12 protein-coding genes are annotated in these 10629 nt (G+C 65.8%); 8 read left to right on the top strand and 4 right to left on the bottom strand.

Translation table 11 applies throughout. The features are described 5' to 3' along the window. Nucleotides 1-116: 116 nt before the first annotated feature. Genes ASE67_RS18455 through ASE67_RS11070 form a run of 3 tightly spaced genes read left to right on the top strand, consistent with a single transcriptional unit; the run spans nt 117 to nt 2657 of the window. The gene (locus ASE67_RS18455; protein ID WP_200909272.1) at nt 117-257 is read left to right on the top strand and encodes a hypothetical protein; all 141 of its coding nucleotides are present in this window, start codon (nt 117-119) and stop codon (nt 255-257) included. Beyond that, the gene (locus tag ASE67_RS11075; protein ID WP_055760775.1) at nt 250-1605 is read left to right on the top strand and encodes a DUF5935 domain-containing protein; all 1356 of its coding nucleotides are present in this window, start codon (nt 250-252) and stop codon (nt 1603-1605) included. Before ASE67_RS18455 ends, ASE67_RS11075 begins: the two co-directional genes overlap by 8 nt. Further along, nucleotides 1602-2657 (top strand): acyltransferase family protein, encoded by a 1056-nt coding sequence (locus tag ASE67_RS11070; protein WP_055760772.1) that lies wholly within the window; start codon nt 1602-1604, stop codon nt 2655-2657. Before ASE67_RS11075 ends, ASE67_RS11070 begins: the two co-directional genes overlap by 4 nt. A 79-nt stretch (nt 2658-2736) precedes the next feature. Here ASE67_RS11070 and ASE67_RS11065 read toward each other — a convergent pair whose 3' ends face one another. Beyond that, complete coding sequence (locus ASE67_RS11065; protein ID WP_055760769.1) at nt 2737-3291, bottom strand: type 1 glutamine amidotransferase domain-containing protein; 555 nt, start codon at nt 3289-3291, stop codon at nt 2737-2739. A gap of 92 nt (nt 3292-3383) precedes the next feature. On the opposite strand from ASE67_RS11065, the gene ASE67_RS11060 reads away from it, so the two are divergent. The 4 genes from ASE67_RS11060 to ASE67_RS11045 all read left to right on the top strand — a co-directional run bounded on the left by ASE67_RS11060 (nt 3384) and on the right by ASE67_RS11045 (nt 7367). After that, the gene (locus ASE67_RS11060) at nt 3384-4430 is read left to right on the top strand and encodes a DNA topoisomerase IB (RefSeq protein WP_055760766.1); all 1047 of its coding nucleotides are present in this window, start codon (nt 3384-3386) and stop codon (nt 4428-4430) included. 9 nt (nt 4431-4439) lie between these two features. Continuing rightward, the gene (locus tag ASE67_RS11055; RefSeq protein ID WP_082457067.1) at nt 4440-5591 is read left to right on the top strand and encodes a mechanosensitive ion channel family protein; all 1152 of its coding nucleotides are present in this window, start codon (nt 4440-4442) and stop codon (nt 5589-5591) included. A gap of 124 nt (nt 5592-5715) precedes the next feature. Beyond that, the gene (locus ASE67_RS11050) at nt 5716-6171 is read left to right on the top strand and encodes a MaoC family dehydratase (RefSeq protein ID WP_055760763.1); all 456 of its coding nucleotides are present in this window, start codon (nt 5716-5718) and stop codon (nt 6169-6171) included. A 17-nt stretch (nt 6172-6188) separates the two neighbouring features. After that, nucleotides 6189-7367: an acetyl-CoA C-acyltransferase gene (locus tag ASE67_RS11045; RefSeq protein ID WP_055760761.1), complete on the top strand. Its 1179-nt coding sequence runs from the start codon at nt 6189-6191 to the stop codon at nt 7365-7367. A 258-nt stretch (nt 7368-7625) separates the two neighbouring features. Here ASE67_RS11045 and ASE67_RS11040 read toward each other — a convergent pair whose 3' ends face one another. After that, the gene (locus ASE67_RS11040) at nt 7626-8714 is read right to left on the bottom strand and encodes a branched-chain amino acid aminotransferase (protein WP_055760758.1); all 1089 of its coding nucleotides are present in this window, start codon (nt 8712-8714) and stop codon (nt 7626-7628) included. An 85-nt stretch (nt 8715-8799) separates the two neighbouring features. On the opposite strand from ASE67_RS11040, the gene ASE67_RS11035 reads away from it, so the two are divergent. After that, the gene (locus ASE67_RS11035; RefSeq protein WP_235511876.1) at nt 8800-9273 is read left to right on the top strand and encodes a MarR family winged helix-turn-helix transcriptional regulator; all 474 of its coding nucleotides are present in this window, start codon (nt 8800-8802) and stop codon (nt 9271-9273) included. Here the strand turns inward: ASE67_RS11035 and proC are convergent. After that, on the bottom strand, nt 9270-10076 hold the full coding sequence (gene proC, locus ASE67_RS11030; protein ID WP_055760752.1) for a pyrroline-5-carboxylate reductase: 807 nt from the start codon (nt 10074-10076) through the stop codon (nt 9270-9272). The two genes, ASE67_RS11035 and proC, sit on opposite strands and share 4 nt — an antisense overlap. Then, nucleotides 10073-10573 (bottom strand): YbjN domain-containing protein, encoded by a 501-nt coding sequence (locus ASE67_RS11025; protein ID WP_055760750.1) that lies wholly within the window; start codon nt 10571-10573, stop codon nt 10073-10075. Before ASE67_RS11025 ends, proC begins: the two co-directional genes overlap by 4 nt. Between the last annotated feature and the right edge of the window lie 56 nt (nt 10574-10629).

Genomic DNA, 10629 nt, shown 5'->3' with positions numbered 1-10629 from the left:
TTGGGCGTGGGAGTGACGGGAGGGCGGCGTGCCTGGCCCCTGCTCCGCCAATCGCTTAACGTCGCATCAACCCGTATCCGCTAGTGCTGCGGGTGACGTTGAGGGTTCCCGCGCCGATGATCGACAATTTCTCGCTGGGGCTGACCCATTTGCTGATGCTGTTCGCGGCGTGGCGGTTGCTGCGGCGGCCCGACCTCGACGACGAACGGGTGCGGGACGACAGCCCGCGTAAAGGACGGGATCGCTTCGGTGCGTGATCTCGTCTTCGTCGCCTTTCTGGGATTGTTGTTCGCGGCCGGGTTTCGCAAGCCGTTCGTGTTCGTGCTGACCTATGTCTATATCGACATCGTATCGCCGCAGCGGCTGACCTATCTCCTGCTCAATTCGATCCCGATCTCGCTGATCGCGTGCGGCCTCGCCGTGCTGGCGTGGGTTGCGGTGGACGACAAGCGCGATACGCGGATGGCGCCGCGCCAGCTCCTGATGCTCGCCCTGCTGCTCTATTGCTTCTGGACGACCAAGACCGCCGATTTCCCGGTCGAGGCGCAGTTCAAATGGGAATGGGTGTGGAAAGCGCTGGCCTTCGCCATCTTCCTGCCGCTGACGCTGCGCACCAAACTGCGGATCGAATCGCTGCTGCTGTTCATGGTGCTGTCCGCCGCGTCGATCATCATCGTCGGGGGGATCAAGACGCTGGGGTCGGGCGGCGGGTACGGCGAACTCAACCTGATGGTGTCGAACAATGCCGGCCTGTACGAAGGGTCGACGATCTCGACGGTCGCCATCGCGATCATCCCGCTGATCCTGTGGTTCAGCAAATTCGGCACGATATTCCCGCCCGACTGGCGGGTACGCGCCTTCTGCTATGCGCTGATCTTTTCGTGCATGTTGATCCCGGTCGGCACGTCGACGCGCACCGGGCTGCTGTGCATCGTCCTGCTCGGCGTGCTGATGCTGCGCGACGTGAAGCGGCGGCTGACCTATCTGGCGCTGGCCGGCGCGGCGGGGTTGATGGCGGTGCCGTTCCTGCCATCGGCCTTTACCCAGCGGATGGAGACGATCGGCACCTACCAGTCCGATGCTTCGGCCTCGACCCGCCTCGCGGTGTGGATGTGGACGCTCGAGTACGTGAAGCAGAACCCGTTCGGCGGGGGCTTCGTCGCCTATCTTCAGAACCGCATTCGCTATGAAAAGGTCGCGGTCGTCGGCGAGGGCGGCAACCAGACGGTCGAGCGCAGCCTCGAGGTCGATGCCGGGCGCGCCTATCACTCGGCCTATTTCGAAATGCTGGGTGAACAGGGCTATCCGGGCCTCGCGATCTGGCTGCTCATCAACCTCGGCGGGCTGTTCCGAATGGAGGTGCTGCGGCGGCGCTATGCAAAGGCGGCGGAGGATGAGGCGTGGGTCGTGCCGTTGGCGGCGGCTTTGCAGAACGGGCACATCGTCTATCTGTTCGGCGCGAATTTCGTCGCCATCGCCTTTCAACCATTCGTCTTCATGCTGATCGGCGCGCAGATCGGGCTCGACACTTATCTGGCGCGCAAGCGATCCGAACGGGCGTGGAACCCGATCCAGCGTCGCAGGAAGGAGGCGGTCACCGCATGAACGAGTTGAAGGCGCTGACCGGTGCCCGCGGGCTTGCCGCCTGGTGGGTCGTGCTGTTCCACCTGCGCGGATCAATGGCGGAAATGCATCCGGGGATCGAATCCGCCATCGCCAAGGGCTATCTGGCGGTCGATTTCTTCTTCCTGCTGTCGGGCTTCGTGATCTGGCTGTCATGGGGGCGCCGCTTTGCCGAGGGTGGATTTCCTGTCGCCGGCCGGTTCCTGTGGAAGCGGATGGCACGTATCTGGCCGCTGCACCTGTTCGTATTGGCCTGTGCGGTCGCGCTGGCAAGCGTGCTGGCGGCGACCGGGCGCAATATCGACCGCTTTCCCTTTGCCGAACTGCCGCTCCACGTCATGCTGCTGCAAAGCTGGGGGTTCGTCGATCCGCTGAAGTGGAATGATCCGGCATGGTCGATCTCTGCCGAATCCGCCGCCTATCTGCTGTTCCCGCTGCTGGCGGTTGCCATCGATTGGCGGAAATTGCCGAGCGTGGTGCTGGTCGGGTTCGTCGCGGTGCTGCTGTTCGGTATCCTGCCGCTATGCGGTCAGGATGGCCTGGGCAGCGACCTGCAACGCTTTGCGGTCGTACGCTGCGTGATCCAGTTCGCGGCCGGGACCGCGATCGGCGCACTGTGGCTGCGCTGGCAAGGGTGCGACCGCATTGCGGCGATCGCGGTGCTCCTCGCGCTCGGCTTGGCAGCGGCATGGGGGCTGAAACTGCTGTCGGAGGCGCAGTCGCTGCCGGCTGCGCTGGCATGCCTGCTGCTCGCGGTCGGGATCACGTCGAGCCGGCGCGGCAACCCGCTGGAATGGGCACCGATCTATCGGTTGGGTGAGATCAGCTATGCGACCTATCTCGGCCACTTCCTGCTGTGGTTCGTGTTCAAGCTGCTGCTGGTGCAGGATGCCAGCGACGCGCCAGCATGGGTGCTGGCACTATATGTCGTTGCAGTGATCCTCTCGTCGGAGCTGCTGTATCGCGGGGTCGAACGGCCGGCGCAGACGTGGCTTAACCGGGTTGGGGATCGGCGACGGGTGGTTGCCGCCTGACGTTCACCAAAGTCGTCACCCCGGACCTGATCCGGGGTGACGCCAGTGGAGGGGCGAGCGAGCGCCCGCCCCCATTACCTCACGCCTCGGCCAGTTCTTCCTGCAGCGCCTCGATCACCGCCTTCGAAAAGGCGGGGATGTCGTCGGGCTTGCGGCTGGTGATCAGGTTGCCGTCGATCACGACCTCTTCATCGACCACCTCGGCCCCGGCATTTTCCAGGTCGGTGCGCACCGATGGCCAGCTGGTCACGCGGCGGCCGTCGACCACATCGGCCTCCACCAGCAGCCAGGGCGCGTGGCAGATCGCGGCGACGATCTTGTCGTCGTCCATGAATTCGCTGACGATCTCGACCGCGCGTTCCTGAATGCGCAACGCATCCGGATTGGCGACGCCGCCGGGCAGCAACAGCATGTCATATTCCTCGGTATCGACCGCATCCAGCGTCAGGTCGGGCGTGATCTTCCGCGCGTCTTCCTTGTCTTGGACGACGCCCTGGATCGGGTCGGTCTTGATCGACGCCAGCGTCACGGTCGCGCCGGCATCCAGCAGCGCCTGACGCGGATCGAACAGTTCGGATTCCTCGAACCCGTCGGTGGCGAGGATCAGCACGCGGGCATTGGCGAGGTCGGCCATCGGGAAATCTCCTGTGCGGGGTGGTCCGGTCGTAACCGGTTGGCCCCACGCCGGTTCCGGAACGAAGCGACGAGCCGAACATTGATCGGGACATGCGCAGGGACAGCCCGATCGAACCAACCGACGACGACATTCCCTGCCCCGCCGGCTGCGTCTTTTCCGATTGCGACGCGCCGGGCATCACCCGCAAGAAGCTGACGCGCGGCTGGGGCTATTACGATGCCGATGGCGAGCGCATTACCGAACGTGCCGAAGTCGACCGGCTGAACGCCATCGGCCTGCCGCCAGCCTATCGCGACGCGTGGTTCTGCCCCGACCCCACCGGCCATATCCAGGCGATCGGCTGGGATGAAAAGGGTCGCAAGCAATATCGCTATCACGTCGATTTCCGCGCAGCGCAGGAAAGCGCCAAGTACGATCGATGCGCTGCGTTCGGCCACGCCCTGCCGAAACTCCGCGCGCAGGTCGAACAGGACTTGGCCAAGCGTGCGCTATCACGCGACCGCGCGGTGGCGGCGGTGGTGCGGCTGCTCGACCTCGGGCGGGTGCGCGTCGGGAACGAAGGCTATGCGCGGGTCAACAAGAGCTTCGGCGCGACGACGCTGCGCAAGCGGCATGCGAAACTCGCCGGGACGAAGTTGCGGCTCCAATACCGCGCCAAGTCGGGCAAGATGCGCGTGCTGACCATCACCGACCGCTCACTCGCCAGCTTCGTGCGCAAATGCCAGGACCTGCCGGGGCAGCATCTGTTCCGCTGGGTCGATGAAGCAGGCGAAACGCACCCGGTCACCTCGAGCGACGTCAACGCCTATATCCGCGTGGCGATGGGCGGCGATTTCACCGCCAAGCATTTCCGCACCTGGGGGGCAAGCGTGCTGGCCTTCACCACGCTGGCCGAGGCGGATGCGGACATCACCCTCAAGACGATGCTGGGTCCAGTGGTCGACGCGCTGGGCAATACGCCCGCCATCGCCCGCAAATCCTATGTCCATCCGCTGCTGATCGATCTGGTCAAGGACGGCCAGAGCGCGTTTCGCGATACGCTCCGCCTGCCGCGCACCGCCAAATATCTCAGCCGCCACGAACGCGGACTGATCGCGCTGCTGGAGGCGCAGGAGCGCCTGCCCGCCGCCGCCTGAAAGGATTTCATGAGCGTACAGAAAGCGTCGCCGGTCGCGACGGTCGAACAGGGCTTCAATACGGGCCAGGCACAGGCGCAGGCGCGACTGCTGCTACAGGACTGCGCACGCTGGATCGCCGAGAACTGGCTACAAGTGCTGATTGCCCTGGGCGCAGGCGCGCTGATCGTCGTCACCCTGCTGCTGCTGCGCCGCTGGGCGCTGAAGCTGGCGGAGGAGGATCGTGCCGGCTGGGGCAGCGTCGCCGGCCGCGCCGTCGGGCGTACCGGGCTGTTCTTCATGGTGATGCTCGCGGCCAAGCTGGTCGACGGTTATGCGAGCGCACCGCCGATGGTTACCGCAACGATCGAATTCCTCTTCACCGTCGCCGCCGTGTTCCAGGCAGCGATCTGGGCGCGCGAGGTTATATTGGGCGCGGTCGAGCGGCGGACGGCGAGCGACAGTTACCATGGCGAGGCGCTGGCATCCGCCATGGGGCTGATCCGCTTGCTGGTCACCTTCGCGCTGTTCGCCATCGCGCTTATCGTGGTGCTGGACAATCTGGGCGTGAACGTCACCGGCCTCGTCGCGGGGCTGGGGGTCGGCGGTATCGCGATCGGTCTGGCGGCGCAGGGTATCTTCGCCGACCTGTTCGCCGCGCTGTCGATCATCTTCGACAAACCGTTCCGGCGCGGCGACAATGTCAGTTACGACCAGACCAATGGCGCGATCGCCGAGATCGGCCTGAAGTCGACCCGCATCCGCTCGGTTACGGGTGAGGAGCGGATCATTTCGAACAAGAACCTGCTCGACAAGGAAATCACCAACAACACCCGCCGCGCGCATCGCCGCGCATCCTTCGTGCTCGGCGTCACCTATCAGACCGATGCCGAAACCTGCGCGCGCATCCCCGCCATGCTGCGCGAGGTGGTCGAGGCGCAGGATCGGGCCTTCGTGCGCTGCGGTCTGATCGGGTTCGGCGCATCCAGCATCGATTTCGAGCTGCTGTTCGATTCAGCGGGCGCGGACTATGCCGCCTTTTACGACGGGCGGACGGCGGTCGGCATTGCGATCCTGCGCCGTTTCGCCGCCGAAGGGATCGAGATCGCCTATCCGACGCAGGTCAACCTGACCGCGCGGGCGGACGGAACGATCGTCGACCCGGCGCCAGCGCAGCCATGATTTCGAAGATCAGGTCTGCCCCGACCCTATAGCATCAGGCCAATTTTAGATTTCCTGGTGCGTTTCAGCTTGCGACGCACCCCACCGGCACTATGATCGCCCGAAAGATCGGGAGAGGATCGCAGTGGCCGACATCACGGCACAGGAACTGGCGGCGCAGGTCGGAACGGCGTGGCGATCCGACTGGATCGTGCTGGATCAGGGCATGATCGATGCCTTTGCCGATGCGACCGGCGATCGTCAGTTCATCCATGTCGATCCCATCGCCGCCGCCGCGACGCCGTTCGGCGGCACCATCGCCCATGGTTTCCTGCTGCTGTCGCTGATGCCCCGCCTCGCGGCGCTGAGCGATCAGCCGCGGATCGCCGCCACGCGGATGCAGGTCAATTACGGCGGCAACCGCACCCGGTTCCTCACCCCCGTCCGTTCCGGCGCGCGCATCCGCGGTCGCTTTACGCTGCTGGCGATGGAGGAAAAGCGGCCGGGCCAGTGGCAGCAGACGACCGAATATGCCGTCGAGGTCGACGGCACCGACAAGCCCGCGCTGATCGCCGAATGGATCAGCCAGTTCTTCACCTGAAGCCCCGAGGATTTCCCATGCGCTCTGCCGTCATCGTATCGACCGCCCGTACGCCCATCGGCCGCGCCTATCGCGGGGCGTTCAACAACCTGCCCGCGCCGACGCTGGCCGCCCATTCGATCCGCGCCGCCGTCGAGCGCGCCGGGATTTATGGGGCGGAGGTCGACGACGTGCTGCTGGGCGCGGCGATGCAGCAGGGGCATCAGGCGAACAATATTGCGCGCAACGCATCGCTGCGTGCCGGCCTGCCGATCAGCGTGTCGGGCATGTCGATCGACCGGCAATGCGCCAGCGGGCTGATGGCGATTGCCACCGCCGCCAAGCAGATCGTCCACGATCGGATGGACATCTGCATCGCTGGCGGGGTGGAGTCGATCAGCCTCATCCAGACGCCGCAGATGCTCGTCGCGCCCGATCCCGAACTGCTGGCGATGCACGGCGACATCTACATGCCGATGCTCCAGACCGCCGAGATCGTGGCTGCGCGCTACGGCATCTCGCGCGAGCGGCAGGACGCCTATGCGCTCCAGTCGCAGCAGCGCACCGCCGCTGCGCAGGCCGCCGGGCTGTTCGATGCCGAACTCGTACCCGTCACCGCGACGATGAACGTGGTGGACAAGGCGACGAAGGAAGTATCGGCCCACGAGGTCACGCTGACCAAGGACGAGGGCAACCGCGCCGACACCACGATCGAGGGGTTGCGGGCGCTGAAGCCCGTCATGGGCGAACAGGCGGTCATCACCGCCGGCAACGCCAGCCAGCTGTCGGACGGGTCGTCGGCCTGCGTGCTGATGGAGGAGTCGCTGGCGGCAGCGCGCGGATTGCAGCCGCTGGGACGCTATATCGGCATGGCAGTTGCGGGCACCAAGCCCGACGAGATGGGCATCGGCCCGGTCTATGCGGTCCCTAAGCTGCTCGAACGCTTCGACCTGTCGGTCGACGATATCGGCCTGTGGGAACTGAACGAGGCGTTCGCGGTGCAGGTGCTGCATTGCCAGGACGTGCTCGGCATTCCGAACGACCGGCTGAACGTCAATGGCGGCGCGATTTCGATCGGCCACCCGTACGGCATGTCGGGCGCGCGAATGACCGGCCACGCGTTGATCGAAGGCAAGCGGCGCGGGGTGAAGTACGTCGTCATCACGATGTGCGTCGGCGGCGGCATGGGCGCTGCAGGGTTGTTCGAGGTGTTGTAAAGCAACACACCCGTCCTCCCGGCGCTGGCCGGGAGGTCGGTTTTCATGCCACCCCGTTTGGTTCAGACAGATTCGCGCTTGTCGAGAAGTGGTAGTCGAGAACTGGTCCCTAGAGGCAACGCCTTCGCGACTTTGGTTCTCTATAGGCTTGAAACAAGGGGATGGGCGAAGGAGCGGAAGGGCTTAGCGCTCGTCTCTTCCCCATACGCCGTGTCCGGCCGCCAACCCCTCTCCCCTCAAGGGGAGAGGGCTTTGGGGTCAGCCGATGCGCTGCATCCAGCCATGCGGATCGTTGCTGCGACCGCGCTGGATGTCGGTCAGCTGCTTCAGCAGCGCCTGCGTCCGCTCACCCGGCTGGCCATCACCGATCTGGAAGCTGAAGTCCGCCGACGACACCTTGCCGATCGGGGTAACGACAGCGGCCGTGCCGCAGGCGAACGCCTCGACCAGACGGCCGCTGGCGGCATCCGCCTGCCACTGATCGATCGAGTAACGCTCTTCGCGCACCGTGATCCCGGCGTCGCGTGCCAGCGTCAGGATCGAATCGCGGGTGATACCGGGCAGGATCGTGCCGGTCAGCGGCGGGGTCAGCATCGTACCGTCGTCGAACACGAAGAAGATGTTCATGCCGCCCAGTTCCTCGACCCAGCGGCGCTCGGTCGCATCGAGGAACACGACCTGATCGCAGCCCTGGCGGATCGCTTCCGACTGGGCGAGCAGGCTGGCGGCATAATTGCCGCCGCACTTGGCATCACCGGTTCCGCCGGGCGCGGCGCGGGTGAATTCCTTCGATACCCAGAGCGAAATGCTCTTCGCACCGCCCGGCCAGTAATTACCGACCGCCGAGGCGATGACGCAGTAGAGATATTCGGCCGACGGCTTCACGCCGAGGAACGTCTCGCTCGCGATCATGAACGGGCGGAGATACAGCGCACTGCCCTCGCCTGCCGGAATCCAGTCACGCTCGGCGAGCGTCAGTTCGCGGCACGAGGCGACGAACAAATCCTCCGGCAGTTCAGCCATGGCAAGGCGGTGGGCCGAGCGGCGGAAGCGTGCGGCATTCTGCTCCGCACGGAACAGCGCGACGCCGCCGTCGGGCAGCGTATAAGCCTTCAGCCCTTCGAAGATTTCCTGCGCATAGTGGAGGACGGCGGCGGCCGGGTCCATGACGATCGGCGCGCGCGCGGTGATCTTCGCGTCATGCCAGCCCTTGCCCTCCGACCAGCGGATCGTCGCCATATGGTCGGTAAAGACGCGGCCGAAGCCGGGATTGACGATCCGCGCGGCCCGCTCGCTCGCCGCGACCGGGGTCGCATGGGGTTCGAAGGCGAAGCTCGGCTGCGTCATGGCGTCCTCTTGGATGAATGCTTGCGGAGGGGTAGGCCGGATGGCACAAATGGTCAACATGACTGCCCCATCTTCCGCGCAACCCATGACCGCCTCTGCCCTGTTCCTGCGCGAGGCCGAGGTGCGGCGCGGGATCGAGCTGCTCTATTTCGGCTATAGCCATTTGACGCGGAGCATTGACGAGGAACTGGCGGCGCAGAACCTGGGCCGGGCGCATCACCGCGCGCTGTATTTCATCGCGCGGCGGCCGGATTTGTCGGTCAGCGAGCTGCTGCGGTTGCTGGCGATCACGAAGCAATCGCTCGGGCGGGTGCTGAACGACCTGTCGGGGCGCGGGCTGGTTGAAAGCCGGGCGGGTGACCGCGATGCACGGCAACGGCTGTTGAAGCTGACGGTTGAGGGACAGGCGCTGGAGTCGCGGCTGTACGAGATGCTCAACGCAAAATTGTCGCGCGCCTATTCGGGCGCAGGGCAGGATGCGGTCAGCGGCTTCTGGGCGGTGCTGGAGGGGTTGATCCCGGCGGGTGACAAGGCAGCCGTCGCGGCGCTGGGGCGTTAACCCCGCGCCGTCACCGCCATTTCCGCATTGCGCCGTTCGGACGCCGCCAGTGTCGCCGCCAGCAACCGCTTGAGCGCGTCGCCGTCGTCAAGCACGTTCAGCCCCTGCCGCGTCGAACCGCCCGGGCTGGCGACCCGATCGGCCAGCGTCGCGGGCGAGGCTTCCGACCCGGCGGCCATCGTCGCCGACCCCTGCACCGTGGCAATGGCGAGGCGCTGTGCCTGATCGGCGGGCAGGCCGAGCGCGGTGCCGGCAGCGGCAAGCGCGTCGATGAAGCGGAACACAAACCCCGGGCCACAGCCCGACAATGCCGTCACCGCATCGAACAGCGCGGCATCGTCGATCCACTCGACCAGCCCCAGCGGCGCCATCAGCCCGGCAGCGGTGGCGCGGGCGGCATCGTCCCGCCCATGCGAATGGAGTGCGACCACCCCCTGCCCGATCGCGACCGGCAGGCTCGGCATGGCGCGGACGATGGTGTCGGCATCGAATCGCCGCGCCAGCGCCGCCTCCTCGACCCCGGCAAGGATCGAGATCAGCAGCGGCGCGCCCGCGATGCGCGGGGCCAGATCAGGCGCGACGGAGTCGAGTTGTTGAGGTTTGATCGCCAGCACGGCGATGGCCGGCGGCCCGTCCTGCGGGAGCGTCGTTGCGTGGGTCACGCCGGCCGGCACCGCGCGCGGCGATCGGGTAACGACGGTGATCGCCGCCGGATCGACGCCATCGGCAATCCACCGCTCCAGCATCGCGCCGCCCATATTGCCGCAGCCGATCAGCCACAGCGATCCGGGCAGCGCGCTCATGCCTCGCCCTGCGTCTCGATCATCGATGCGGCGATCGCTTCCTTCGGGCTCTTGCCGCCCCACAGCACGAACTGGAACACCGGATAGAAGCGTTCGCATTCATCGATCGCGGCGTCGATCATCATCTCCGCCTGATCGATCGTCAGCACCGGCTCCTCGGGCAGCATCGCGGCGTGGCGATAGAGCAGGATGCCGCTGGACGACCACAGCTCGAAATGGCCAATCCACAGCTGTTCGTTGATCAGGCCGATCGTTTCATAGATCGCCGCGCGCCGTTCGTCGGCGACGCGAACGTCGGGCAGCGCCAGGAATTGCAGCACGCCGTCCTCGCCGCGCCAGATCGCGCGCAGTTCGAATTCGGTCCAGCTGCCCTTCACATGCGCGACGATCTCGTCACCGTCGCGCTCATGCTTCCAGCCATGCGCCGCGAAATAGCGCTCCAGCGTGTCGATCGGCACGGCGTCATCGCCGTCCTCTTCCACTTCGTCCAATATCATCCCCACGTCTTTAACCGCTCGCGTGCCCTGCGTCACGCGTCGCGGCGCGGGATGCA

This window comes from Sphingomonas sp. Leaf23, from assembly GCF_001421585.1.
Classification (GTDB): Bacteria; Pseudomonadota; Alphaproteobacteria; order Sphingomonadales; family Sphingomonadaceae; genus Sphingomonas.
The sequence above is the reverse complement of the archived record's forward strand: the minus strand, read 5'-3'. Positions and strand labels throughout refer to the sequence as shown.